We start from the raw sequence: 23,422 nt of genomic DNA, 5'->3' as shown, positions 1-23,422 counted from the left end.
TGCACACCCGGCGGGCCCGAACAGTGCCCGCTGCCCGGGGCCCACTCCCCCGGGCACACCCCCCGAGCCAGCTCACCCGAGCGCACCCCCGGGCCAGATCCTCGGGGCCCGCTACGGCTTGCGGGCCACCGCCCCGTAGCCGGGGATGACCCCCTCCTCCTGGCCGGGTACCGGGTCGCCCAGCTCGGGGTGCCAGCGGTGGGGCACCTCGACGCCGGGCTCGACGAGGTCGAGGCCGTCGAAGAAGCGGGTGAACTCCTCCCGGGAGCGCAGGGCCAGCGTGACGCCCGCGGCCCTGAGCTTCTCGGTCGCCGCCGCGGACTCCTCGGGGGTGAAGTCGGCGGTGGCGTGTGTGATCACCAGATGGCTGCCGGAGGGCAGTGCGGACAGCAGCCGCCCGACCAGCTCGTGGGCACCGTCGTCGTCGGGGACGAAGTGGAGCAGCGCGACGAGCGAGAGGGCCACCGGACGGCTGAGGTCGAGTACCTTGCGGGCGCCTTCGAGGATGGCGTCCGGGTCGCGGACGTCGGCCTGGAGGTACTCGGTGGCCCCGGCGTCCGTGCCGCGCAGGAGGGCCCCGGCGTGCGCGAGCACGATGGGGTCGTTGTCGCAGTAGACGACGCGCGCGTCCGGAGCGACGCGCTGGGCGATCTGGTGGAGGTTCGGCTCGGTCGGTATGCCGGTCCCGATGTCCAGGAACTGGCGGACGCCGTGCTCGGCGAGCCATCGGGTCGCACGCTGCATGAAGGCGCGGTTGACCCGAGCCATCACCGGCACCCGGGGGTCCAGGACGAGCATCTGGCGGCCCATGGCCTCGTCGACGGGATAGTTGTCCTTCCCGCCGAGGTACCAGTCGTACATCCGCGCGGGATGGGGCTTGCTGGTGTCGATCTCGACGGGACGCGGCCCGGTCATGACGAGCTCCATGAGGTCAGAGAACACGGATTAAGCAACTCAGCACCAAAATAAGGGAATTCACCAGTGGAACCATAGAGAGCACGGGGATCGGGGATCGGGGGTCACCTGGAGGGAAGGAAGAGGGGGTGGCAAGGGAAGTGGGGGGTGGCAAGCGGTGGTGCGGGTCAGGACAGCAGGAAGTCCGCCTTCCCCGCCTTGGCGCCCTCGATGAACGCCGTCATCTCGTCCGTGGTGTAGATCAGCGCGGGTCCGTCCGGGTCCGTCGACTGACGGACGGCGATCCGGCCGTCGGCGAGCTTCATCGCCTCCAGGCAGTTGCCTCCGTTGCCGCCGCTCCACGGCTTGTGCCAGCCTTCACTGCCCAAGTCCCGCGCGGGCATGCCGTTGTAGACGCTTATGCGCGGCTTGATGCGATCCATTCACAGCTCCTTGCGGAGATCCCGGAGGATCTCCTTCGTGCGATGTGCCGTAGCGGCCTGCGCCGCCATGCGGTCCATGACCTCGAGATGGGTGGCCACCTCGGTGCGCGCGTCGAGATAGACGGCGCCGGTCAGGTACTCGCTGTAGACCATGTCGGGCAGTTCCGGCACGGCGAATCGGAACAGCACGAAGGGCCCGTACGTGCCGGGGTGCGGCCCGCTGGAGAACGGGGCCACCTGGAGCGTGACGTTGGGCAGCTTCGTGGTGTCGAGCAGTCTGTCGATCTGGGCACGCATCACCTCCGGGCCGCCGACGGGGCGGCGCAGCACGGTCTCGTCCATCACGACCCACAGCCGGGGCGCGTCCTGGCGGGTGAGCAACTGCTGGCGTTGCATACGCAGAGCGACATGGCCTTCGATGTCGTCGGGGCTGGTCTGGCCGATGGCGCCGGAGCGCAGCACACCGCGCGCGTACTCCTCGGTCTGGAGGAGGCCGGGCACGAAGTGGGGCTCGTAGGAGCGGATGAGCGCGGCGGCGCCCTCCAGGCTCACGTACATCGAGAACCAGCCCGGCAGGATGTCGTGGAAGCGCTGCCACCAGCCCGGTTTGTTGGCCTCCTCGGCCAGCAGGACGAAGGCTTCCGCCTCCACGTCGGAGATGCCGTACGCCTTCAGGAGCAGCTGGAGGTACGGGATCTTCAGCCCGACCTCGGCCATCTCCATACGGCGGACCGTGGCGGGGGCGACGCGGAGGATGCGGGCGGCCTCCTCGCGCTTCAGCCCGGCGTTCTCCCGCAGCTCCAGCAGGCGCCGGCCGAGGACGACCTGGCCGACCGTCGGCGCGGACCGCGGCTCGCTCACGCTCCACCTCCACGAACGGGATCCCTGAGGACCGGACGGTTCCCGCGCCCCGAGGATCGACTTATTCTCGACAGACCGACTGAATCCTGACAGACCTACTGATCACCGACAGGCCGACGGCGCCATTCGAAGATCCGTTCGAAGATCGTGGCGGATCTCCGATGATCCCAACTGGCGCCGCTCAACATGCTGTTGCGAGCAGTGTGCCACGGCCTTCCAGAGAGTCACACCGCACTCTGCATTTTTCAGAGTGACACTTGCCAAGTGTTCACGGCGGGGCGATAGTGGCAAGCGTGATTCCGTCCCCGCCCTTAGGAACAGACGCCGCCCTGGTCCCTCACGGCCTCGGTACCGACGGAGGTCCCCCCGCTCCGGCCGCTCCGCGTGCGGGCGAGGGAGCCGACTCCCGGCGCGAAGCTCCCGACGTGCGCCGGTTCCGCTTCGAGCTGACCGCGCACCCGGGCTCCGCCGCCCAGGCCAGACGCCTGACCAAGGCGCGTCTGCACGGCTGGTCGGTGTGCGAGGACACCTGCGACACGGCGGCTCTGGTCGTGTCCGAGCTGGTCACCAACGCCATCGTGCACACCGCGAGCGAGCACATAGTGTGCGAGCTGCGTGACGGCGCGGAGCTGGTGCGCATAGCGGTGCGCGACGAAGGATGCGCGCCGGGTGAACCGCACCCGGGTGCCGCGCGTCCCGACGACGAGCACGGCCGGGGACTGCTTCTCATCGACGCCCTGTGCGACGCGTGGGGAGCCCAGGAGCACGGCGCCGGACTGATCGTCTGGGCCGAACTGCCGCGCCGCGCCGGCTCCGGGGACGCCCCGGGCACCGGCGACGGTCCGCACGACGACCTCGGCTGGGGGTCGCGCCCCAAGCCGGGCCCCGCCGGGGGATCCGACGACGAGGACGGCACCCAGGCGTGGCACGACGGGGAAACGGGGTCCGCATGGCTGTGAGGGGCGCGTCCGGCGGTCAGGTCATGAGCCTGGACTCGCTGGTCCGTGTTGGCCGCGGCATGCGCGTGACGGCCGCCCCGCGACGCCTGCCCGTTCCGGAGGGGATGACGGCACCCCTGGGCTGCGACGCGGTGGCGGTTCCCGCCCGCTTCGGTCCGCTGGTACTGCCCCGGCTCCCGCGCGTGGGGTGCGTGTACGCCGACGACACGCACTGGTGGTGGATCGTTCCGTCCGACTCCGACTACGCGCTGGAGTGGCCGGAGTCCGTGCGCTACTCGACGGGCGCGGTCGTCTCGGAGACCCCGCACCTGATCCACCGCCCCGAGGGGCCGGTGCCCTACACGCCGCCGATCCCGCTCTACCTGGCGCTGTGCCGCGTCATGGGGACGACGCCGATCTGGTCCCGCCAGCTGAGCGCGTGACACCCCGCCCGGACCCGGCCCCACCCATGCCCGGACCCGGCTCCGCACGGACCCGGCCCCACCCCGCCGAGCACGTGACACCCCGCCCGGCCGCCCGTTCCTGACCCCGTCGGCCGCCCGCACCCGGTCCCGCCGCACCCGGTCCCGCCGCAGCCGTCCCCGCCGCACCCGGCAGCCCCGCCGGTCCGATCAGCCCGGTCGCCCACGCCCGCCCGATCAGCCTGTTCGCCCCGGCCCGCCCGGTCACCCCGCCCGCCCCGTCGACGTACGCCCGCGCGCACCCTTCCACCCCCCTCGCGCCCTCCCCCGCGCGCTGCCGCCCCGCCATAGTGGCCCTTCGTCACCAGCAGCCGTCGGGGGGAGCCGGTCGTGGCGAAGAAGCGCGGGGGTGTCGACCCCGAGGTCTCGGAGTCGGAGCGGCTGCTCTTCGGGGGCCCTCTGCGCTACGACATGGGGTGGAACCAGCACCACGACGCCTTCCTCGAACTGAGTCTGCGGGCCATGGTGCGGCGGCTGCCCTCGCTGCTCGCGGAGAGCTTCCGGCTGGCCTGGCAGGCCGACCGGCGTGCCGCGCGGACCGTCCTCGCGGCCGAGGTGGCACGCGGACTGGCGCAGGCGGTCGGCCTGCTCGCCGTGAACAGCGTCCTCGGGCGGCTGATCGCGGGCGGCGCCCTGGAGGAGCGGCTGCGCGGCGCCGTTCCCGCGCTCGTCGCCATGACGGCCGTCATGGTGGTCTCCACCCTGCTGCGGGCGGCCTCGACGTACGCCACCGGCCGGCTGGAGCCCAAGGTGGAACGGGTGGCGACGACGCTGTACCTGGAGCGGGCGGCGGCCGTGGAGCTGTCCGCGATCGAGGACCACGCCTTCCACAAGCTGCTGGACACCGCGCAGTACGGCGCCGCCTCGGCCCGCCGCATGATCGCGTACAGCGCCCGGGTGGTGAACGCCGCCATCTCGCTGATCGCCGCCGCCGGTGTGCTCACCGTGCTGCACCCCGCCCTGCTGCCGCTGCTCGCCACCATGACGCTGCCCAGCGCCTGGAGCGCCCTGACCAACGCCCGGCGCCGCTACGAGTCCTTCCACACCTGGGTGCAGCACGCGCGTGCCGGGCATCTGATCAGCGGGCTGCTGACCGAACCGGCCGCCGCGCCGGAGATCCGGCTGCACGACGTCGGACCGTTCCTGCTGCGCCACTACCGCGCGATGGCGGAGACGGCCGAGGCCGAGCAGGCGCGGCTGGCCGCGCTGGCGGCCCGTACGGGGCTGGTCGCGGCGGCGTGGACGGGCCTCGCGGCCGTCGCGACGTACGCGACGCTCGGCGCTCTGCTGCTCGCCGGCGCCATGGCGCTGGCCGTGGCGGGTACGGCCGTCATCGCGATCCGCACCGGGTCGTCCAGCCTGGACACGCTCGTCCTGGAGGTCAACGCGCTCCACGAGGAGGCCCTCTTCGTCGGCGATCTCCAGCGGCTGTACACCGAGGCGGCCGAGCGGGCGATCCCGGTGGGCGGCGAGCCGCTGCCCGAGGACCCCCGCGAGGTCCGCTTCGAGCACGTGAGCTTCTCCTACCCCGGCGACGCGGCCCGGCCGGCCCTGGACGACGTCACCCTCACCCTCCCGCTCGGCCGGATCGTCGCGCTCGTCGGGGAGAACGGCTCGGGCAAGACGACGCTGGTGAAGCTGCTGGCCGGCCTGTACACGCCGGACCGGGGCCGCATCCTGTGGGACGACGTGGACGCCGCCGGCGCCGACCGGCACCAGCTCGCCGAGCGCGTCGCGATGGTGGCCCAGGACTTCAAGCGCTGGCCGTTCACCGCCCGGGTCAACGTGGCCGTCGGCCGCTCCTCCGCGCCCCTGACCGAGGAACGGCTCGCGGAGTCCCTGGCCGAGGCGGGCGCGCAGGAGGTGGTGGCCGACCTGCCGCACGGCCTGGACACCCTGCTGGCCCGCCAGTTCAACGGCGGGCACGAGATGTCCGGCGGCCAGTGGCAGCGGCTCGGTATCGCGCGGGCCGCCTACCGGCGCGGCCGCATCCTGATCGTCGACGAGCCCACGGCGGCCCTCGACGCCCGCGCCGAGGTGGAGGTCTTCGACAAGATCCGGGCGCTGGCCTCGGCCGGTCAGACCGTCGTGCTCATCACCCACCGGCTCGCGTCCGTCCGCCACGCCGATCTGGTGCACGTGCTCGACCAGGGGCGGCTCGTGGAGTCCGGCACCCCCGACGGGCTGCTGGCCACCGGTGGCCTGTACGCCGAGCTGTACGCGCTCCAGGCGGAGCAGTTCACCGCCCGGGTGCCCGCCCCGGAGGCGGGCTGACCCGGCCGTCCGGCGTCATGCCGTCGCGTCGGCCGCCCCGTCGCGGCGGACGACCACCAGGAACGCGTCCGTCGCGAGGTCCATGACGACCTCGGCGGGCAGTCCCTCCATGCGCCGCGCGTGCGCGAACTCCTCCGCGGGCCACGATCCGCGCGGCCCGCCCGCGGGAAAGCGTTCGAGCACTGTCCGCCCGTTCACCATCCTGTACCTCCGTTGGCGTCGTACTTGTGAGAGTCAACGCCTGACAGGGGTGGATGGCCTCGGCCGGTGACGGTACTGAGACGTAGCCGACACCGGTTCACCGCTCTGTGCGAGCGGGCGCTCACCCTCGATCACGGACGGCCACGTGGTGTGTCAGTACTCGTACTCGTCGTGATAGCGGACGCGGGCGCCGCCCGTGGGCGTGCCGAGCGCGGAGGAGCGGCCGCGGGGTTCCTCCCAGTCCTCCTGCCTGCCCAGCGCGGTGAGGTCGAGGAAGCCGTTGGCCGAGCCCAGTCCGTCGAGCCCGCGCCCGTGGGTCGAGTAGGTGTGGAAGACCCGGTCGCGGTCGCGCAGGAAGCAGCTGACACCGGACCGTTCGACCAGCTCGCCGCCCTCCTCCAGGGTGGCCTCGAAGTCGCGGTTGAAGTCGCTGCCGAGCGAGGAGTACCAGGGCAGGGTCCAGCCCATCCGCGCCTTGAACGGCAGGATCCTCGTGAACGGCGCCCGCGAGACGGCCACGAGTGTCGTGCCGCGCGCCCGCAGATGCGCCGGATGGCCGACCTGGTCCAGGAACGCCGCGCAGCCGCGGCAGCCGGCGTCCCACTCGGGGGCGAACATGAAGTGGTGGACGACGAGTTGGTGCCGTCCCTCGAACAGGTCGAGCAGCGTGGCCTTGCCGTCACCGCCCTCGAAGACGTACTCCTCGCCGATCTCGACCATGGGCAGTCTGCGCCGCTCGGCGTTGACCGCGTCCCGCGCGCGGGTGACGGCCTTCTCCTGGGCCAGCAACTCCTCGCGCGCCAGGAGCCACTGAGCACGCGAGACGATCTCCGGCAGCGACATGGGCACCCTCCAGTGCGACGTTCCGTCCGGGGTGGTGACCGGCGAGAGCGGCGGAACTCATCGCCTCGCCGGAGACTTCCCCCGAACACAGCGCCACGGATGCACCAACCCACCACCGGGCCGCCGCACACGAACCGTCAGTTCCTCTGCGGCGGCGGGTGGTTCGGCCGGAGTGCGCGGGTCAGTGTCGGGCGTAGCGGTCCGTGGCCGTCACCATCGCGTCCGCGACGCCCGTCGCCCCCGCCTCGTGGCCGGCGTCCTCGACCGTCACCAACTCGCTTCCCGGCCAGGCGTGATGGAGCCGCCAGACGATGCCGAGCAGATTGCCGAGGTCGAGGCCGCCCTGCACGAGGGTGCCGGGGATGTCCTTGAGCAGGTGCGCGTCGCGCAGGACCGCGTCCCCCGCGTCCAGGAAGTGGCCGTTGCCCCAGTAGTGGGTGACCGTCCGGGCGAACCCCGTCCGGAAGTCGGGGTCCTCGAAGCGCTCGATCGACCTCGGCGGCGCCGGGACGATCGCCGTCTCCCAGTCCGTCCAGGCCCGCGCGGCCCGCTCGCGCACCGCTGCGTCGGGCGACTCCAGCAGCCGGGCGTAGGCGGCGGCGAGGTTCCCGGAGCGTTCCTCGGCGGGCAGTTCACCGACGAACCGTTCGAAGGCGGCCGGGAAGATCCGCCCCAGTCCCCTTGTCAGCAGGGCGACTTCGGCGTCCGAGCCGGTCGTGACACCGGTGAGGACCATCTCCGAGACGGCCCGCGGATGCGTCTGGGCGTAGCGCAGCCCCAGGGCCGCTCCGAAGGAGACACCCCACACCAGCCACCGTTCGATGCCGAGGTGGCGGCGCAGCAGCTCCAGGTCGGCGATCAGCTTGGGCATCGTGTTGACGCTCATGTCGGTGCCGTAGGCGCTCGCGGGCGGGGTCGAGCGCTTCGCGCCCCGCTGGTCGAGCAGCACGATCCGGTACACGGCGGGGTCGAAGAGGCGGCGCGCCCACGGGGTGCACCCGGAGCCGGGCCCTCCGTGCAGCACCACCGCCGGCTTGCCGTCCGGGTTGCCGCAGACCTCCCAGTACACGCGGTTGCCGTCGCCCACGTCGAGCAGGCCGTGGTCGTACGGTTCGATCTCAGGGTAGAGGGGCATCCGCCACCCTAGCGCGGTGACCGGGAGGGTTCACCGGCTAACCCTCCCGGCCACAGCACTGGCCTCGCCTTCCTCCCCCTGTCGTCCCGATTGCAGGCGGCTCAACGGAGAGCGGCCTTGCGGGCCGCCGCGCGCAGCACCTCCCGCAGCATCGCGGGGGTGAGCCGGCCCGTGGAGGTGTTGCGCCGGCTGACGTGGAAGCAGCCGTAGAGGTCCAGGCCGTCCAGCGGGACGTGCGTCCCGTGCGCGAACGCCGGCCGGGGCCGGGGCACGCTCCAGCCCGCCTGGGCCAGCGCGGGCAGCGTCGCCTGCCAGCCGAAGGCGCCCAGCACGACCACCGACCGCAACGTCGGCCGCAGCAGCCCCAGCTCGCGCACGAGCCACGGGCGGCAGGTCTCCCGCTCGCCCGGGGTGGGCTTGTTGGCCGGCGGGGCGCAGTGCACGGGCGACGTGACGCGCACGCCCCTCAGTTCCAGGCCGTCCCCGAGGGCCACCGAGGTGGGCTGCGAGGCCAGCCCCTCGTCGTGGAGCGCCCGGTACAGCACGTCACCGGAGCGGTCGCCGGTGAACATCCGCCCGGTCCGGTTCCCGCCGTGCGCGGCCGGGGCCAGACCGACGATCAGCAGCCGGGCGTCGGGCGGGCCGAAACCGGGCACCGGGCGGCCCCAGTACGTCTCGTCCGCGAAGGCGGCACGCTTGGTGCGCGCGACCTCCTCGCGCCAGTCGACCAGCCGAGGGCAGGCCCGGCAGCCCGCGATCCGCAGGTCCAGGTCGGCGAGGGCGTCCATGCCTCCACCGTACGGCCGCCCGGCCCCGGAACGCGGTCCGGGAGCGACCCGGGCGGGCTAAGGTCGGGGTATGGCTCGGGACGAGAACAACCGGCGCGACCAGGGCGTCCAGGACACCAAGGGCGGCGAGGGCACGGCGAAGGCCGGCGCCGGGCAGGCGGGCGGCGGGGAGGGCGCGGCGGCCGTCGCCGCGGCCGAGGCCGCCGGTGCGCACCAGGGCGAGTCCGTGCGGGTGGACAGCTGGATCTGGTCCGTACGCCTGGTCAAGACCCGGTCCATGGGTGCCGCGGCCTGCAAGGGCGGCCATGTGCGGGTGAACGGCCAGAGCGTGAAGCCGTCGCACTCCCTGCGCGTGGGCGACGAGGTCCGGGTCCGGCAGGAGAACCGCGAGCGGATCGTCGTCGTCAAGCGGCTGATCCGCAAGCGGGTCGGCGCGCCCGTGGCGGTCGAGTGCTACGTCGACAACTCGCCGCCTCCCCCGCCGCGCGAGGCGGTCGCCCCGGCCGGGATCCGCGACCGCGGCGCGGGCCGGCCGACCAAGCGGGACCGGCGCGAGATGGAGCGCCTGCGCGGCGTCATGGGCACCGGCTCACCCCGGCCGGGCGACCACCGGTGACCTGCCCACGGCCGTGACACACGTACGGTTGGCGGCACGCGTACGGCGGTGACTCGCCTACGGCCGTGACACCCGTATGCCCGTATGACGGTGACACGCGTACGGCGGTGACATGCGTACGGCCTTGACCGGCCGCCGATGCCACCGCCCGGCGTGCCTCGCCGCGCCGCCCGCTCAGCCGCGTCGGCGCACCAGCCGCAGCAGTTCGGCGTGGGAGTCGCGCCGCGCCCAGGCGATCAGGGCGAGCGGGACGAGGAGGACGAGGGGCGTCGCGGCGTTCTCCCCGTCGAGGGCGGTGAGGGAGACGATGAAGGCGCCGACCATCAGCCCGGCCAGCGCCGTCGCCGCCACCGACTGGAGCACCGGGATCAACAGGGCCACGGCACCGGCCAGTTCGAGCGCTCCGATCACGTACATCCCCGTACTGCCCCAGCCGATGTCGGCGAAGCTCTCGGCGGCCGACGGGTGCCCGATCAGCTTGGGCAGGGCGCTGGCGATCCCGTAGAAGAGGGCGAGCAGGATCTGCACGCCGCGCAGGGCGATCCGGGCTCGGCGGCGACGCGGGGTCGCGGACCCGGCGGTGACGGGGGTGGTGGTGACGGGGGTGGTGGTGACGGGGGCGGCGGTCTCGGACATCGGGTCCTCCTGCGGTCTGCGGTCTGCGGTGCTGACACCGGGACAGACCGCGGCCCGCTCCGGAACTCATCGCTCCCCGGGGGCGATTCCGGTGCGTGCCGGTCACCTGTCCGAGCCGAACGGCAGCCACCCGTGCCCCGTGTACCAGTGCCCGCCGGCCCGCAGATGGTCGCCGACGGCCCGTTCGAGGGCCGTGCGGCGCGGCAGGTCCGCGACCGGCAGCCGCGGGTCGCCGAAGACGAACTGCACCGGCTCGGTGTCGGCGGGTTCCCGGTCCCCCGGCAGGGCCGCGGAGTCCCCCGGCAGGGCGGTGAAGCGCTCCTGGAACAGGACGATGTGGGAGTCCCCGGGAAGGTACTTCCGCAGTTGCCCGTCCAGCAGCCAGGAGTCGCAGGTCGCCACCCGGTGGCGCTCCTGCGGGAAGCACCGGGCGAAGAACTCCCGCGCCAGCGCCAGCGACCGGTCGACGGCGGCCGGGGACAGCGGCCCGCGGAAGTCGGGGATGTGCAGGCCGAGGGCGGGTGAGCCGGGGCCGGCGTCCAGCCCGGCCGCGGCGAGGCGCGCCCCGGCGAGCGGTCCGAGCCGCACCCGCTCGAACTGGAGTCGTCCCAGCTGGTACAGCTCGCCCCGGAAGTGCCGGACGAGCCACCAGGGCGCCTGCACACCGGCCCGGCCGTAGCGCCGGCGATGCACGGCCATGTTCCGGCCGAGGTCCGCGAGGGTGTGCCGGGAGACGTCGGCCGGCACCCCGCGCTCACGGTGGTAGGCCCGGGTGTGCGGCAGCGCGGCGACGAACACGTACACGGGGAAGCAGCGCTGGAGGGCGCCCGACGGCCAGTCGAGCTCCGGCAGCTCGACCGCCGTGCCCGCCTCCCCCATCGCCCGCACCAGCTCCTCCGCGGAGCGCTCCAGGCAGCGCCGAAGCTCGGGGTCGTCGGTCACCCGGCGGGCCATGCGCACGAGGTCGTTGACGTCCTCGTGGGGTACCTGGAGGTCGAGCAGTACGTCGGCGAGCTCGTCGGTGTCCGGCAGCAAGGAGCCTCCCGCGAGGAGAACGAGGAGTAGGTTTTCAGGAAGGACCGGTGAATCCCGATGCGTACAGGCAGTGAGCCCACGACGGCGCGCAGTGCCCTGCGGGCCCGCTTCTGGCTGTGCGTGTGGGGACTGGTCTGGGCGGCCTTCGGGACGGCTGTCTTCGCCCTGGTCGGCCGGCCGGGCTGGGCGGCGGCGTGCGGGGTGCTGTGGCTGGTGGTCACGGTCGACCTGGCCGTGGTGCTCCGCCATGTGCGCCAGGGTCCGCACTACCAGCCGGGGCGCGACATCCCGCCGTACCTCCCGCCCGAGGACCGCCCTCGGCGGCCCCGCCGACCGCCCGGACGACCCGACCTGCCGGGCCCGCCCGATCCGCCGGGCCCGCCGCCGCGCGACCGCCGCTAGGACCCGCCCCGCGGCCCGGCCGGCGGCGCGGCTCACCCGTCGAACCGTGCCGCCTTGAGGTACTCGGGGTTGGGATCGAGCGCGGCGGCCAGTCGGAAGTGGCGCTTGGCCTGGTCGGGCCGCGCCTGGCGTTCATAGGTGCGGGCGAGCGCGAAGTGCGCGAAGGCGTTGTCCGGCTCCCGCTCCAGAACGATGGTGAACTCCAGCTCGGCCGGGCGCAGTTGCGCGGCGAGGAAGAAGGCTCTCGCGCGCAGCAGCCGGGCCGCCGTGTTCTCGGGGTGGGCCGCGATGACTCCGTCGAGCAGCTTCACCGCGCCCCGCGCGTCCCGCACGGCGAGCAGCTGCTCGGCGGCGCGGAAGTCGATGACATGCGTCTCCGGAGAACGTCCGGTCGAACCGCTGATCTCGGGCACGGCTGAGTCCTTCCCTCGCTGGAAGGGTTCAACGCGCGAGCGCGGGGCCGCTATTCCTGGGGCGGGGCGGACGCCCGGCCCTCCCGGCCGGCCTCCGCCCCGGCCACGAGCTCGTCCCACACCCGGGCCACCCTGTTCCGCAGTTCCTCCAGCGGTACGTCGTTGTCGATGACGACGTCGGCGATCTCCAGGCGCTTCTCCCGGGTCGCCTGCGCGGCCATGCGCGCGCGGGCGTCCTCCTCGCTCATGCCGCGCAGCCGGACCAGCCGGTCGAGCTGGGTCCCGGGCGCGACATCGACCACGATCACGAGGTCGTACAGCGGCGCCAGGCCGTTCTCCGCGAGGAGCGGGACGTCGTGGACGACGACGCTGCCGGGCGCGGCCGACTCCTCCAGCTCCCGGGAGCGGCGGCCGACCAGGGGGTGCACGATCGCGTTGAGGGCGGCGAGCCGCTCGGGGTCGGCGAAGACGAGGGAGCCCAGCCGGGGCCGGTCCAGGCTGCCGTCGGCGGCGAGCACGTCCGGCCCGAACTCCTGGACGACGGCGGCGAGTCCGGGCGTGCCGGGCTCGACGACCTCGCGCGCGATGCGGTCCGCGTCGATCAGCACCGCCCCGTGCCGTACGAGCAGCCGGGACACCTCGCTCTTGCCGGCGCCGATGCCACCGGTCAGGCCCACCTTCAACATGGCCGTCAGCCTAGGGCAGGTCCACCGGCTCGCGCGCACGGCCGGCTCAGCCGTCACCGCCCGTGCCCCGGCCGGTCGCCCTCACGGCTGACCTCAGCCGTCTCGCGCACGGGGCCGCCTCAGCCGTCGCCCTCCCGCTCGGCGAGGAACCGCTCCAGTTCCCGGCCGATCTCGTCGGCGGAGGGGATGTCCACCGGTTCGGCGAGCATGTTGCCGCGGCTCTCGGCGCCCGCGATCGCGTCGTACTGGTGCTCAAGGCCCTCGACGAGGCCGGTGAGCTCGTCGTCGCCCTCGCGGATCTGCCGGTCGATCTCGTTCTGGGTGCGGTGGGCGTCGGTGCGCAGGGAGTGCGCGATGCCCGGCAGGACCAGTCCGGTCGCCGCGGTGACGGCCTCCAGCACGGTCAGCGCCGCGTCGGGGTAGGGCGAGCGGGCGATGTAGTGCGGCACATGGGCGGCGACTCCGAGCACGTCGTGGCCGGCCTCCGCCAGCCGGTACTCCACCAGCGACTCGGCACTGCCGGGCACCTGGGCCTCCTCGAAGGGGCTGGTGTGGCCCGGGACCAGGTCGGAGCGGTTGCCGTGCGGGGTGAGGCCGACGGGCCGGGTGTGCGGGACGCCCATCGGGATGCCGTGGAAGTTCACCGACAGACGCACTCCGAGCCGCTCCACGATCTGCCGCACGGCGGCGGCGAAGCGCTCCCACTCCACGTCCGGCTCCGGCCCGGACAGCAGCAGGAAGGGCGCGCCCGTGGCGTCCTGGACGAGGCGCACCTCGATGGCGGGTTCCTCGTAGCCGGTCCAGCGGTCGCGCTTGAACGTCAGCAGCGGGCGGCGGGCGCGGTAGTCCACGAGCCGGTCGTGGTCGAAGCGCGCCACGAGCTGGTGGGGCAGCGAGTCCAGGATGCCGTCGACGATCTGGTCGCCGGTCTCCCCCGCGTCGATGTACCCGTCGAAGTGGTAGAGCAGGACAAGGCCGGCCGACTCCTGGGCGAGCGCCATGTCGACCACGGCCAGCCCCTTCGGCTCCCATGCGTACAAACCCTGCGGATCAAGCACTGTGACCGCTCCTCCTCGTGTCCCTGTGTCACAACACCCTTGCGTGTACGGACATTCCCGCCGCGGGAAGGCGTGATCTTGGAAGAGGGCGCGGGAACGGCTGAGGGGCCGCACCTCGAAAGGTGCGGCCCCTCAGCCGGAAACGGTCGGCCTCAGCGGCCCGCGATCAGCTCTGGCCGCCGGCCAGCTTCTCGCGGAGCGCGGCGAGCGCCTCGTCCGAGGCCAGCGCGCCGCTGTTGTCGGCGCCCTCGGAGGAGTACGAACCGCCGGACGCGGCCGGAGCCGCACCCGCGCTGTCGCCACCCTCGGCGGCGGCAGCGGCGTCGGCCTCGCGGCTCTTGATGACCTGCTGCTGGTGCTGCTCGAAGCGGGTCTGCGCCTCCGCGTACTGGTTCTCCCAGACCTCGCGCTGCGACTCGAAGCCCTCGAGCCAGTCGTTGGTCTCGGGGTCGAAGCCCTCGGGGTAGATGTAGTTGCCCTGGTCGTCGTAGGACGCGGCCATGCCGTACAGGGTCGGGTCGAACTCGACCGTGGCCGGGTCGGCACCGAACGCCTCGTTGGCCTGCTTCAGCGAGAGGCTGATGCGACGGCGCTCGAGGTCGATGTCGATGACCTTGACGAAGATCTCGTCGTTGACCTGGACGACCTGCTCCGGGATCTCCACGTGGCGCTCGGCCAGCTCGGAGATGTGGACCAGACCCTCGATGCCCTCGTCCACGCGGACGAACGCACCGAACGGAACCAGCTTCGTGACCTTGCCGGGCACGACCTGGCCGATCTGGTGGGTGCGGGCGAACTGCTGCCACGGGTCTTCCTGCGTCGCCTTCAGCGACAGGGAGACGCGCTCGCGGTCCATGTCGACGTCGAGGACCTCGACCGTGACCTCCTGGCCGACCTCGACGACCTCGGAGGGGTGGTCGATGTGCTTCCAGGAGAGCTCGGAGACGTGGACCAGACCGTCGACGCCACCCAGGTCCACGAAGGCACCGAAGTTGACGATCGAGGAGACGACGCCGGAGCGCACCTGCCCCTTCTGGAGGGTGGTGAGGAACGTCTGGCGGACCTCGGACTGGGTCTGCTCCAGCCAGGCACGGCGGGACAGGACCACGTTGTTGCGGTTCTTGTCCAGCTCGATGATCTTCGCCTCGAGCTCCTTGCCCACGTAGGGCTGGAGGTCGCGGACACGGCGCATCTCGACCAGGGAGGCCGGGAGGAAGCCGCGGAGGCCGATGTCGAGGATGAGACCACCCTTGACGACCTCGATGACGGTACCGGTGACGATGCCGTCCTCTTCCTTGATCTTCTCGATGGTGCCCCAGGCACGCTCGTACTGGGCGCGCTTCTTCGAGAGGATCAGGCGGCCTTCCTTGTCCTCCTTCTGGAGGACGAGGGCCTCGATCTCGTCACCGACGGCGACGACCTCGTTGGGGTCGACGTCGTGCTTGATCGAGAGCTCGCGGCTCGGGATGACACCTTCGGTCTTGTAACCGATGTCGAGCAGGACCTCGTCCCGGTCGACCTTCACGATGACGCCGTCGACGATGTCGCCGTCGTTGAAGTACTTGATCGTCTCGTCGATCGCGGCGAGGAAGGCTTCCTCGTTACCGATGTCGTTGACCGCAACCTGCGGGGTGGTGGCGGTGGTCTCGGTGCTGCTCGTCATGTGGGAAAGGGCTCCGGTACGGACATTGAAGTCGTAGGTACTGCTACGCCGGGAGCCCGTATCGCTCTGAAGAAGCCGGACAGCCAAGGAAGCGCCACACCGGAAAAGACCGATGGCGCCTCGACAACCGAGGGGACATACGACAGATGCGAGCGCAGCCTGCTACGTCTGAGGTGCGCAGGCCCGCAGCGCAACTTGTAGCATACGGGGGCAGCCGGACAGGGTCAATGCGCGAAGCCGCACACCCGGGGCGGAACACCGCATACCCGGCACAAGTCGTGTCCCCTGAGGCCGGGCGGCCCTTGGAACACCTCGTGTGTGACACCGCCGGGGGAGGCCGTGCCGTTCAGGTGACGGAAGAGTACGACGAGGGAGCCGATCATCCAAGAGTCCGTATCGCCCGAGAGCGCGTCCGGCCCCCACGCCGAACCCGAGGCCACCCGCCGCGCCGCCGGCGCCGCGGAGAGCTCCCGCGCCAACCGCGGCTGGTGGGACCGCAACGCCGACGAGTACCAGAGCGAGCACGGCACCTTCCTCGGCGACGACCGCTTCGTCTGGGGCCCCGAGGGCCTGGACGAGGTGGAGGCCGAACTGCTCGGCCCGCCGGAGGACCTCAAGGGCAGGGAGGTCCTGGAGATCGGCGCCGGAGCGGCCCAGTGCTCGCGCTGGCTGGCCGCCCAGGGCGCCCGCCCGGTCGCCCTGGACATCTCCCACCGCCAGCTCCAGCACGCCCTGCGGATCGGCGGCGCCTTCCCCCTGGTCTGCGCCGACGCGAGCGCGCTCCCCTTCGCGGACGCCTCCTTCGACCTGGCGTGCTCGGCGTACGGCGCGCTGCCGTTCGTCGCCGAGCCGGTGGTGGCGCTGCGGGAGCTGCGGCGGGTGCTGCGGCCCGGCGGCCGCCTCGTCTTCTCCGTGACCCATCCGCTGCGCTGGGCCTTCCCCGACGAGCCCGGCCCGGAGGGCCTGACCGTCTCGGCGTCCTACTTCGACCGCGTCCCCTACGTCGAGCAGGACGAGGAGGGCCGCGCGGTGTACGTCGAGCACCACCGCACCCTCGGCGACCGGGTGCGCGACGTCGTCGCGGCCGGGTTCCGGCTGGTGGACCTGGTCGAGCCGGAGTGGCCGGCCTGGAACACCTCGGAGTGGGGCGGCTGGTCGCCGCTGCGCGGGAACCTGATCCCGGGCACGGCGATCTTCGTGTGCGAGCGCGGCGGGACGGGGCCGGACCCGGCCTGAGTCCGGGGGAGGGAGACTGGGCGGGTGATCCGCCACGACGCCCTGGAGGCGCTGCCCGTGCGCGGCGCCCTGCCCGCGCTGCACACCGCCCTGGACACCCACGGCACCGCGGTGCTCGTCGCGCCGCCGGGCACCGGCAAGACGACGCTGGTGCCGCTCGCCCTCGCGGGTCTCCTCGGGGACGGGCCGCGGCGCCGGGTCGTCGTGGCCGAGCCGCGGCGGATCGCGGCCCGCGCCGCGGCACGCCGGATGGCGTGGCTGCTGGGCGAGGAGCCCGGCGCGAGCGTCGGCCACACGGTGCGCGGCGAGCGGGTCGTGGGACCGCACGCGCGCGTGGAGGTCGTCACGACCGGCGTGCTGCTGCAGCGCCTCCAGCGCGACCAGGAGCTGGCTGGCGTGGACGCGGTGGTGCTCGACGAGTGCCACGAGCGCCATCTGGACGCGGACACGGCGGCGGCCTTCCTGTGGGACGTACGGCAGACGCTGCGGCCGGAGCTCCGTCTGGTGGCGGCGTCGGCGACGACGGACGCGCAGGGGTGGGCGCGGCTGCTGGGCGGCGCCCCCGTCGTCGAGGCCGCGGGCACGGCGCACCCCGTGGACGTGGTGTGGGCGCCGCCCGCCCGTCCCGTACGGCCGCCGCACGGGATGCGGGTGGACCCGGCGCTGCTGGCGCATGTGGCGTCGGTGGTGCGGCGGGCGCTGGCCGAGCGGCCCGGGGACGTGCTGTGCTTCCTGCCGGGCGTGGGCGAGATCGCCCGGGTCGCCGGGCGGTTGGGCGGCCTGGGGGACGTCGAGGTGCTCCAGGTGCACGGGCGGGCGCCGGCGGCCGTGCAGGACGCGGTGCTGACGCCGGGGCGGCGGCGCCGGGTGGTGCTGACGACGTCCGTGGCGGAGTCGTCGCTGACGGTGCCCGGAGTGCGGGTGGTGGTCGACTCGGGCCTCGCGCGGGAGCCGCGCGTGGACCACGCGCGCGGGCTGAGCGCGCTGACGACGGTGCGGGCCTCGCAGGCGGCCGGGCGGCAGCGGGCGGGGCGGGCCGGCCGCGAGGCGCCGGGGGCGGTGTACCGCTGCTGGGCGCAGGCCGAGGACGTCCGGCTGCCGCGCTTCCCGTCGCCGGAGATCAAGGTGGCCGATCTGACGGCGTTCGCGTTGCAGGCCGCTTGCTGGGGCGACCCGGAGGCCGCCGGGCTGGCGCTGCTGGACCGGCCGCCGGGCGGGGCCATGGCGGCGGCGCGCGGCGTGCTGGGCGCGATCGGCGCGGTGGACTCGGCCGGCCGGGCCACGGACCGGGGTGCCGCGCTGGCCCGGCTGGGGCTGCATCCGCGGCTGGGGCGGGCGCTGCTGGACACCTCGGGCGCGGGCGCGGAGGTGGTGGCGCTGCTGAGCGAGGAGGCCCCCCGGGAGTACGGCGACGACCTGGCGGCCGCGCTGCGCCGGGCCCGGCACGGCGGCGACGCGTACGCGGGCCGGTGGCGCACGGAGGTGCGGCGTCTGCGGGCGAACGCCGAGGGGGCGCGCGCGGAGGGGCGTCCGGGGGCGGAGGCTCCCGGGCGGGGTGCCGGCGAGCGGACGGCCGGTCTGGTGGCCGCCCTCGCCTTCCCCGAGCGCGTCGCCCGGTCCGACGGCGGCTCGTACCTCATGGCGTCGGGCACGCGCGCCGATCTGCCCGAGGGCAGTGTGCTGCGCGGCGCCCCGTGGATCGCGGTGGCCGTGGCGGACCGTCCGGTGGGCAAGGGGCACGCGCGCGTGCTGCTGGCCGCGGCGGTGGACGAGGACACGGCCCGCTCGGCCGCCGCCTCGCTGCACGGCGAGCGCCAGGAGGTGCGCTGGGCGGACGGGGACGTCGTGGCCCGCCGGGTCGAGCGGCTGGGGGCGATCGAGCTGGCCGTGCGCCCGCTGCGCGAGGCCGATCCCGCGCGGGTGCGCGAGGCGCTGCTCGACGGGCTGCGGCGGGAGGGGTTCGGGCTGCTGCGGTGGACGCCCGACGCGCGCGTGCTGCGGCAGCGGCTGGCCTTCCTGCGTCTGCGGCTCGGCGAGCCGTGGCCCGACGTCGGCGACGAGGCACTGCACGCGCGCGTGGACGAGTGGCTGGAGCCCGGACTCGGCCGGGCCCGGCGGCGGGCCGATCTGGGGCGGATCGACGCGGGGCAGGCGCTGGCCCGGCTGCTGCCGTGGGCGTCCGGCCAGGCGGGCCGGCTGGACGAACTGGCGCCGGAGCGGGTGAGGGTGCCGAGCGGGTCGCGGGTGCGCGTCGACTACGGCGATCCCGCGCAGCCCGTACTGGCGGTCAAGCTTCAGGAGATGTTCGGCCTCCAGGAGTCACCGGCCGTCGCGGGGGTGCCGCTGCTGGTCCATCTGCTCTCCCCCGCGGGGCGGCCGGCGGCGGTCACCGCCGACCTCGCGTCCTTCTGGAAGGACGGCTACAAGGGCGTACGGGCGGAGCTGCGCGGGCGCTATCCGAGGCATCCGTGGCCGGAGGACCCCGCCGCGGCCGAGCCGACCCGGCACACCGGCGCCCGGCTCAGGCGGTGACCGGTTCGGGTTCGCCGTCCCCGGCCGGCTCCGGCTCGCGCGGGCGCCGGGCGCGTGCCTCCAGCCGGAGGGAGAGGGCGAGCAGCAGCGCGCCGAGGGTGAGGAAGCCCCAGGGCAGGTAGGAGGTGAGGAGCAGGACCAGGGTGCGGTTGGACTTGACGAGGTCGACGGTGGAGGCGATGTAGTCCTCGCGCATCTTCACGTGTCCGGCGAACGCGGTGACCTTCTCGCGGCCGCCGAGCAGGGTGCCGCCGCGCAGCTCCTCCGAGTGGATCTCCTCGCCGTATACGGGCGCGCCGGTGAGGGGTTCGACCCAGAACCTGCGGACGGTGGTGTACCAGCGGGTGGTGCCGGTCTTCGCGAGCGACTGCGCGGTGATGCCCCGCACGGGCAGGGTCTTGGGGAAGGCGACCTGGGTCCACGGGACGGTCTGCTCGAAGTAGTAGACCTCGACGCCGCGGAAGTCCCGGGTGCCCTTGTAGCGGATGGGGGCGGTCCTGCGGGTCTGGGCGTCGAAGTACTGGTAGTCCCGCTTCTCCGTCAGGAACGGCCACTTGAACTCGATGCCGCGGCGTTTCACGGGGTCGCCGTCGACCATTTCGCCGGGGGCGTTGACGGGTTCCTGGGTGTGTGCGTCGAAGATGTAGCGCTCGGGGATGCTGGAGACCATCTTGCCGTCGGGGCCCACGATGTAGGACAGGCTGTCCCAGACGACGACGTCCTTGCCCGCCGTCCTCTCGATCTTCTCGGAGGCTTCGACGTCGCCCTTGAGGGTCTGCACGATGGTGACCTTGTCGACCTTGCGGGCCTTCATCGTGCCGTAGTCGAGGAGGGTGGCGGGGCTGGCCTCCAGGACCATGGCCTGGTACTGGCCGGCGGGCACCTTGGCCAGCCGGGGGAAGGCGTACCAGCGCAGCAGCGGGGACAGCGCCGCGCAGAACACGGCGAACGCGAGCAGGATCAGGCTGGCCTTGCGGCGCATCCCGGCCTCCCTCCCGGTGGGTGTCTCAGGGTTGTGCGGGCACCGTCGTCAGCAGCGGCTCCGGGGAGGTCTCCCCGGCCGGCGAGCCCGCGGCGGTGAGCGCGAGGACCAGGGCGAGCGCGGCGGCGAGTCCGGCCGCGGCGGCGATCAGGGCGCGCATACGGACCTCCCGGAGCCCTGGGACGGACAGGATCTGATATGTCGTCAGGTCCGGCACCGTAGCAACGGGCGGGCGAGATGAGAACACGTCGCGCACACCGGCGCAGGGGCGCCCCGCCGGCCGAGCCGGACGGGGCGCCCCTGCGCGGGTCGTGCGGGTCGGGTGCCCGCGGCGGGGCGAACGCCGCCCGCCGCTGAGCCTTCTAGGCCGCCGGGCTTCCCGAGGGCGAGGGGGAGCCGGACGGGGACGGGCCGGGGGTGGACTCGGCGGCGGCCACCTTGAGTTCGACGGTGAGGGTCGCGCCGCCCGCGGTGGTGAGGCGCAGGAGGAACGTGCCCGCGGTGCCGTCGGCGTACAGCTCGGGCAGCTTCAGCAGGCCGTTCGCGTCCGTCGTCAGTGCGCCGAGGGTGCGTACGGTCTTGCCGTCGGCGTCCTTGAAGTAGGGGCCCTTGTCGTTCTCGGCGGGGTCGTCGGCGGACTTCACGAGGGTGGCGGTGGCGGCGACCTTGCCGGCCACGGCGCCCTTGTACGTCGCCTTCACCTCGACACGCTCGGCGAACGTGCCGTTGGGGGTGCAGGTCAGCGCGGTGTCGTAGGTGCGGACCAGGGTGTCGGCGGCGCGCTCGGTGACCTTGAGCGCGTAGTCGACGGGGGTGACGGAGCGGCCGACCACGACGGCGCGCACGGTGAACTCGCCGGTGGCCTCCCCCGCCTTGAGGGCGGGCGCCATGGCGGTGCCGGCGGCGTCGGTGAGTGCGGCGGCGTACTTCTCGCCGGTGCTGAAGGCGGCGTCGGTGTCCCCGACGATGGTGAAGCGCACCCGGACCTTGGCGACGGCCTTGCCCGCCTTGGTCTCGGCGCGGGCGCCGATCCGCTCGGTGAAGGTGTCCCCGGCCGTCGCGGTGAGCGTGGTGGGGCCGACGCCCTTGAGGCGGTCCACGGTGTCGGTGGGCGTGGTGGGCGGCGGCGGGGTGGGCGTGGTGGGCGGCTTCGGGGTCGGCGAGCCACCGGGGTCGGGGGTGCCGGGTCCGGACGGCGCCGGGGGCTTCGACGGGGTGGACGGCGCCGGCGGGGACGCGGGCGGGCCGGGCCGGGTGGGCGTCGGCGAGGGGCCCGCGCCGGGGGTGACGTCGCTGCGGCCGGAGGGGAGGCCGCCGGTGCCGTCCGGGATCTCGTGGGTGCCCCTGCGGTAGTACTCCAGCCACCTCATGACGAGGTTGAGGTAGTCCTGGGAGTTGTTGTAGCTGAGGATCGCCCGGTCGAGGTCGGCCTGCGCGGACAGGTCCCAGCCGAACCGGCAGAGGTAGTTGCCGGCCGCGAGGGCCGCGTCGTAGACGTTGTTGGGGTCCTTGCGGCCGTCGGCGTTGCCGTCGCGGCCGGCCCACTCCCAGGTGGAGGGGATGAACTGCATGGGCCCGACGGCCCGGTCGAACCTGTTGTCGCCGTCGTAGACGCCGCCGTCGGTGTCGCCGATGTTCGCGAAGCCGTTGCCGTTGAGCTGGGGGCCGAGGATCCGGGACAGGGTGGTGCCGTTCGCGTCGACACGGCCCCCGCGCGCCTGCCCGGACTCGACCTTGCCGATGGCGGCGAGGACCTGCCACTGGAGGTTGCAGCCGGGCTTGGTCCCGCGCAGCGCCGCCGCGGCCTTCTTGTACGCGTCGAGGACGGTCGCCGGGATGCCCGCCTCGGAGGCGGTCGGGGTGAGCGGAGTGGTGCCCGTGCTCGGGGCGGGGTTGGGGCTCTTCAGCGGCGGCAGGTCCGTGTAGTACGGGGAGTTGCCGGTCGCGCTGTCCGCCGCGGGGGTGTCCGGGCCGGGACGGGTACCGGTGGTGATCTTTCTGCCGGCGTCGTCGGCCGTCACTCCCGGAGCCTGGGACGCGGCCAGTGCCGCGACCACGACCGCGGCGACCGTGGTGTTCACCGCGCCCTTGCGGAGTCTGCCGAATTGCGCCGCCATGTGATCGGACCCCTCCCGTGGGCGCAGCGACGCCCAGCTCGTGTGCGGGGCCCGCCGTGCCGGGCCCGCCCCTAAAGTGACGATCGGCCCGCCGCGACAGTTGCCCTCGCGGTGCGCTTTCCGTCGCTGTTCATCTGTTCGACCGCATTACCCTGACGGACGACCCAGGCGACCCTACGACAACTTCCTTGACGAAGGCACCCGTTGGTGCCCGATATTCACCGGTTGGCCGTGCTCGGGGTGGCGGATCGGCCGTCCCGCACACCGACCTGCCCGTCGAGGCGGCCGGCCGGTCCCGCCAAGGCCCCGCACGAGGAGACCTGTTGCCGTTCACACTCAGCCACGCGGCGGCCGTCCTGCCGGCCGTACGCACCGGCGGCACCGGCCGCGCCGCCCTCGTACCGGCCGCGCTGCTGGCGGGTTCCTTCGCTCCCGACCTGACCTTCTACGCGGCCAGTGTCCTGCCGGAGGCGATGGAGTTCGGCGACGTCACGCACGCGTTCCCGGGGGTGTTCACCGTGGACGCGGTGTTCGCCTGGGCGCTGGTGGGGCTGTGGCTGTGGCTGCGCGAGCCGCTGGTGGCGCTGCTGCCGGCGCGGCGGCAGGCGCGGGTGGCCGCGCTGCTGCGCTGCGGGGCGCCCCGCGCGCGCGTGCGTGTCCCGCTCGCGGCGCGCTGGTACGCCTCGGCCGTGCTGGGCTCGCTGACGCATGTCGTGTGGGACGCGTTCACCCACCTGGACCGCTGGGGGCTGCGGATCTTCCCCGTGCTGGGCGAGGAGGTCGCGGGCTTCCCGCTGTACTGGTACCTCCAGTACGGCGGTTCGGCGGTCGCGGCGGCCGTCGTCACCGTCTTCCTGGTCCGGGCGCTGCGGCGCGCGCCGGCGTCCGCGGTGGCCGGGGTGCCGGTGCTGTCGGCGCGGGACCGGTGGTGGGCCGGGGTGCTGATCGTCGGGGCGGCAGTGGTGGCCGCGGTGGAGCGGGCGATCGGCTGGTGGGCCTACTGGGGGTCCGTCGCGCAGTACTGGGAGTTGCTCCCGACGGTCTGCTTCGGGGCGGGCGCGGGGCTCCTGCTCGGTCTGGTGCTGTACGCCGCCGGCGTCAGGCTGTGGCGTCCGGCCCCAGTTCCCGGCAGTACGGGGACAGATGGCGCCGGGAGGGAGCCGAGCCGTCCGGTGGCCCGGTGAGGG

The 23,422-nt window shown here is 73.6% G+C and carries 24 protein-coding genes; 8 read left to right on the top strand and 16 right to left on the bottom strand.

Going from position 1 to position 23,422, the window contains the following annotated elements:
- Positions 1 to 111: 111 nt before the first annotated feature.
- From SZN_RS05840 to SZN_RS05830, 3 genes are all read right to left on the bottom strand, one after another.
- Positions 112 to 927 (bottom strand): SAM-dependent methyltransferase, encoded by an 816-nt coding sequence (locus SZN_RS05840; RefSeq protein ID WP_086021336.1) that lies wholly within the window; start codon positions 925 to 927, stop codon positions 112 to 114.
- A gap of 155 nt (positions 928 to 1,082) precedes the next feature.
- The gene (locus SZN_RS05835; protein ID WP_007492317.1) at positions 1,083 to 1,337 is read right to left on the bottom strand and encodes a DUF397 domain-containing protein; all 255 of its coding nucleotides are present in this window, start codon (positions 1,335 to 1,337) and stop codon (positions 1,083 to 1,085) included.
- The gene (locus tag SZN_RS05830) at positions 1,338 to 2,198 is read right to left on the bottom strand and encodes a helix-turn-helix domain-containing protein (protein ID WP_007492315.1); all 861 of its coding nucleotides are present in this window, start codon (positions 2,196 to 2,198) and stop codon (positions 1,338 to 1,340) included. It lies immediately after the preceding gene.
- A gap of 284 nt (positions 2,199 to 2,482) precedes the next feature.
- On the opposite strand from SZN_RS05830, the gene SZN_RS05825 reads away from it, so the two are divergent.
- From SZN_RS05825 to SZN_RS05815, 3 genes are all read left to right on the top strand, one after another.
- The gene (locus tag SZN_RS05825) at positions 2,483 to 3,157 is read left to right on the top strand and encodes an ATP-binding protein (RefSeq protein ID WP_050815013.1); all 675 of its coding nucleotides are present in this window, start codon (positions 2,483 to 2,485) and stop codon (positions 3,155 to 3,157) included.
- Positions 3,148 to 3,579 (top strand): hypothetical protein, encoded by a 432-nt coding sequence (locus SZN_RS05820; RefSeq protein ID WP_043728597.1) that lies wholly within the window; start codon positions 3,148 to 3,150, stop codon positions 3,577 to 3,579. Before SZN_RS05825 ends, SZN_RS05820 begins: the two co-directional genes overlap by 10 nt.
- 369 nt (positions 3,580 to 3,948) lie before the next feature.
- Positions 3,949 to 5,892, top strand: coding sequence for an ABC transporter ATP-binding protein (locus SZN_RS05815; protein ID WP_007492309.1), 1,944 nt, complete (start codon positions 3,949 to 3,951; stop codon positions 5,890 to 5,892).
- A 15-nt stretch (positions 5,893 to 5,907) separates the two neighbouring features.
- Here the strand turns inward: SZN_RS05815 and SZN_RS05810 are convergent, their stop codons facing one another.
- The 4 genes from SZN_RS05810 to SZN_RS05795 form a co-directional block, all read right to left on the bottom strand.
- The gene (locus SZN_RS05810; RefSeq protein WP_043728649.1) at positions 5,908 to 6,090 is read right to left on the bottom strand and encodes a hypothetical protein; all 183 of its coding nucleotides are present in this window, start codon (positions 6,088 to 6,090) and stop codon (positions 5,908 to 5,910) included.
- 156 nt (positions 6,091 to 6,246) lie between these two features.
- A complete protein-coding gene (locus tag SZN_RS05805) occupies positions 6,247 to 6,936 on the bottom strand; it encodes a DUF899 domain-containing protein (protein ID WP_007492305.1) in 690 nt (229 codons plus the stop codon).
- 181 nt (positions 6,937 to 7,117) lie between these two features.
- Complete coding sequence (pip, locus tag SZN_RS05800) at positions 7,118 to 8,071, bottom strand: prolyl aminopeptidase (RefSeq protein ID WP_007492303.1); 954 nt, start codon at positions 8,069 to 8,071, stop codon at positions 7,118 to 7,120.
- Positions 8,072 to 8,172: 101 nt separating this feature from the next.
- Positions 8,173 to 8,859: a uracil-DNA glycosylase gene (locus tag SZN_RS05795; RefSeq protein WP_007492301.1), complete on the bottom strand. Its 687-nt coding sequence runs from the start codon at positions 8,857 to 8,859 to the stop codon at positions 8,173 to 8,175.
- Positions 8,860 to 8,929: 70 nt separating this feature from the next.
- On the opposite strand from SZN_RS05795, the gene SZN_RS05790 reads away from it, so the two are divergent.
- Positions 8,930 to 9,475, top strand: a complete 546-nt coding sequence (locus SZN_RS05790; RefSeq protein ID WP_007492298.1) for an RNA-binding S4 domain-containing protein — start codon at positions 8,930 to 8,932, stop codon at positions 9,473 to 9,475.
- A 174-nt stretch (positions 9,476 to 9,649) separates the two neighbouring features.
- On the opposite strand, the gene SZN_RS05785 is transcribed toward SZN_RS05790, so the two are convergent.
- Both SZN_RS05785 and SZN_RS05780 read right to left on the bottom strand, forming a co-directional pair.
- Complete coding sequence (locus tag SZN_RS05785) at positions 9,650 to 10,111, bottom strand: DoxX family protein (protein WP_007492296.1); 462 nt, start codon at positions 10,109 to 10,111, stop codon at positions 9,650 to 9,652.
- 102 nt (positions 10,112 to 10,213) lie between these two features.
- Positions 10,214 to 11,146, bottom strand: coding sequence for an acyltransferase domain-containing protein (locus tag SZN_RS05780; protein WP_007492294.1), 933 nt, complete (start codon positions 11,144 to 11,146; stop codon positions 10,214 to 10,216).
- A gap of 57 nt (positions 11,147 to 11,203) precedes the next feature.
- Between SZN_RS05780 and SZN_RS05775 the strand changes: the two genes are divergently transcribed.
- The gene (locus SZN_RS05775) at positions 11,204 to 11,548 is read left to right on the top strand and encodes a DUF6343 family protein (protein WP_007492292.1); all 345 of its coding nucleotides are present in this window, start codon (positions 11,204 to 11,206) and stop codon (positions 11,546 to 11,548) included.
- Between the two features lie 32 nt (positions 11,549 to 11,580).
- On the opposite strand, the gene SZN_RS05770 is transcribed toward SZN_RS05775, so the two are convergent.
- The 4 genes from SZN_RS05770 to rpsA all read right to left on the bottom strand — a co-directional run bounded on the left by SZN_RS05770 (position 11,581) and on the right by rpsA (position 15,368).
- Positions 11,581 to 11,961, bottom strand: coding sequence for a tetratricopeptide repeat protein (locus SZN_RS05770; RefSeq protein ID WP_007492290.1), 381 nt, complete (start codon positions 11,959 to 11,961; stop codon positions 11,581 to 11,583).
- 50 nt (positions 11,962 to 12,011) lie between these two features.
- The gene (coaE, locus tag SZN_RS05765) at positions 12,012 to 12,647 is read right to left on the bottom strand and encodes a dephospho-CoA kinase (protein WP_007492289.1); all 636 of its coding nucleotides are present in this window, start codon (positions 12,645 to 12,647) and stop codon (positions 12,012 to 12,014) included.
- A gap of 119 nt (positions 12,648 to 12,766) precedes the next feature.
- The gene (locus SZN_RS05760) at positions 12,767 to 13,705 is read right to left on the bottom strand and encodes a PAC2 family protein (RefSeq protein ID WP_043728594.1); all 939 of its coding nucleotides are present in this window, start codon (positions 13,703 to 13,705) and stop codon (positions 12,767 to 12,769) included.
- A 166-nt stretch (positions 13,706 to 13,871) separates the two neighbouring features.
- Positions 13,872 to 15,368, bottom strand: coding sequence for a 30S ribosomal protein S1 (rpsA, locus tag SZN_RS05755; RefSeq protein ID WP_007492284.1), 1,497 nt, complete (start codon positions 15,366 to 15,368; stop codon positions 13,872 to 13,874).
- 378 nt (positions 15,369 to 15,746) lie between these two features.
- Between rpsA and SZN_RS05750 the strand changes: the two genes are divergently transcribed.
- Both SZN_RS05750 and hrpB read left to right on the top strand, forming a co-directional pair.
- Positions 15,747 to 16,604, top strand: coding sequence for a class I SAM-dependent methyltransferase (locus SZN_RS05750; RefSeq protein ID WP_078508464.1), 858 nt, complete (start codon positions 15,747 to 15,749; stop codon positions 16,602 to 16,604).
- A gap of 24 nt (positions 16,605 to 16,628) precedes the next feature.
- The gene (gene hrpB / locus SZN_RS05745) at positions 16,629 to 19,136 is read left to right on the top strand and encodes an ATP-dependent helicase HrpB (RefSeq protein ID WP_007492272.1); all 2,508 of its coding nucleotides are present in this window, start codon (positions 16,629 to 16,631) and stop codon (positions 19,134 to 19,136) included.
- Here the strand turns inward: hrpB and pgfA are convergent.
- The 3 genes from pgfA to SZN_RS05735 form a co-directional block, all read right to left on the bottom strand.
- On the bottom strand, positions 19,126 to 20,118 hold the full coding sequence (pgfA, locus tag SZN_RS05740; protein WP_007492270.1) for a cell envelope lipid trafficking protein PgfA: 993 nt from the start codon (positions 20,116 to 20,118) through the stop codon (positions 19,126 to 19,128). The genes hrpB and pgfA overlap by 11 nt on opposite strands.
- A gap of 25 nt (positions 20,119 to 20,143) precedes the next feature.
- Positions 20,144 to 20,278 carry an SPW_0924 family protein gene (locus SZN_RS40345; protein ID WP_007492269.1) on the bottom strand — a complete coding sequence of 45 codons (135 nt, stop codon included), beginning with the start codon at positions 20,276 to 20,278 and terminating at the stop codon, positions 20,144 to 20,146.
- 202 nt (positions 20,279 to 20,480) lie between these two features.
- The gene (locus SZN_RS05735) at positions 20,481 to 22,235 is read right to left on the bottom strand and encodes a lytic transglycosylase domain-containing protein (RefSeq protein WP_007492268.1); all 1,755 of its coding nucleotides are present in this window, start codon (positions 22,233 to 22,235) and stop codon (positions 20,481 to 20,483) included.
- Positions 22,236 to 22,558: 323 nt separating this feature from the next.
- Here SZN_RS05735 and SZN_RS05730 point away from each other — a divergent pair, with 323 nt between their 5' ends.
- Positions 22,559 to 23,419 carry a DUF4184 family protein gene (locus SZN_RS05730; RefSeq protein WP_007492267.1) on the top strand — a complete coding sequence of 287 codons (861 nt, stop codon included), beginning with the start codon at positions 22,559 to 22,561 and terminating at the stop codon, positions 23,417 to 23,419.
- The last annotated feature ends 3 nt before the right edge of the window (positions 23,420 to 23,422 follow it).

Origin of the sequence: Streptomyces zinciresistens K42, from assembly GCF_000225525.1 — a bacterium.
Classification (GTDB): domain Bacteria; phylum Actinomycetota; class Actinomycetes; order Streptomycetales; family Streptomycetaceae; genus Streptomyces; species Streptomyces zinciresistens.
Note: the sequence above shows the minus strand (reverse complement) of the source record. Positions and strands in the feature narration are given on the sequence as shown.

Bases quoted from the DNA above. Each gene is read 5' to 3' on its own strand.
- SZN_RS05840 (WP_086021336.1), bottom strand. From the start codon at position 927: ATGGAGCTCGTCATGACCGGGCCGCGTCCCGTCGAGATCGACACCAGC.
- SZN_RS05835 (WP_007492317.1), bottom strand. From the start codon at position 1,337: ATGGATCGCATCAAGCCGCGCATAAGCGTCTACAACGGCATGCCCGCG.
- SZN_RS05820 (WP_043728597.1), top strand. From the start codon at position 3,148: ATGGCTGTGAGGGGCGCGTCCGGCGGTCAGGTCATGAGCCTGGACTCG.
- SZN_RS05805 (WP_007492305.1), bottom strand. From the start codon at position 6,936: ATGTCGCTGCCGGAGATCGTCTCGCGTGCTCAGTGGCTCCTGGCGCGC.
- pip (WP_007492303.1), bottom strand. From the start codon at position 8,071: ATGCCCCTCTACCCTGAGATCGAACCGTACGACCACGGCCTGCTCGAC.
- SZN_RS05795 (WP_007492301.1), bottom strand. From the start codon at position 8,859: ATGGACGCCCTCGCCGACCTGGACCTGCGGATCGCGGGCTGCCGGGCC.
- SZN_RS05790 (WP_007492298.1), top strand. From the start codon at position 8,930: ATGGCTCGGGACGAGAACAACCGGCGCGACCAGGGCGTCCAGGACACC.
- SZN_RS05785 (WP_007492296.1), bottom strand. From the start codon at position 10,111: ATGTCCGAGACCGCCGCCCCCGTCACCACCACCCCCGTCACCACCACC.
- SZN_RS05775 (WP_007492292.1), top strand. From the start codon at position 11,204: ATGCGTACAGGCAGTGAGCCCACGACGGCGCGCAGTGCCCTGCGGGCC.
- coaE (WP_007492289.1), bottom strand. From the start codon at position 12,647: ATGTTGAAGGTGGGCCTGACCGGTGGCATCGGCGCCGGCAAGAGCGAG.
- rpsA (WP_007492284.1), bottom strand. From the start codon at position 15,368: ATGACGAGCAGCACCGAGACCACCGCCACCACCCCGCAGGTTGCGGTC.
- pgfA (WP_007492270.1), bottom strand. From the start codon at position 20,118: ATGCGCCGCAAGGCCAGCCTGATCCTGCTCGCGTTCGCCGTGTTCTGC.
- SZN_RS40345 (WP_007492269.1), bottom strand. From the start codon at position 20,278: ATGCGCGCCCTGATCGCCGCCGCGGCCGGACTCGCCGCCGCGCTCGCC.
- SZN_RS05735 (WP_007492268.1), bottom strand. From the start codon at position 22,235: ATGGCGGCGCAATTCGGCAGACTCCGCAAGGGCGCGGTGAACACCACG.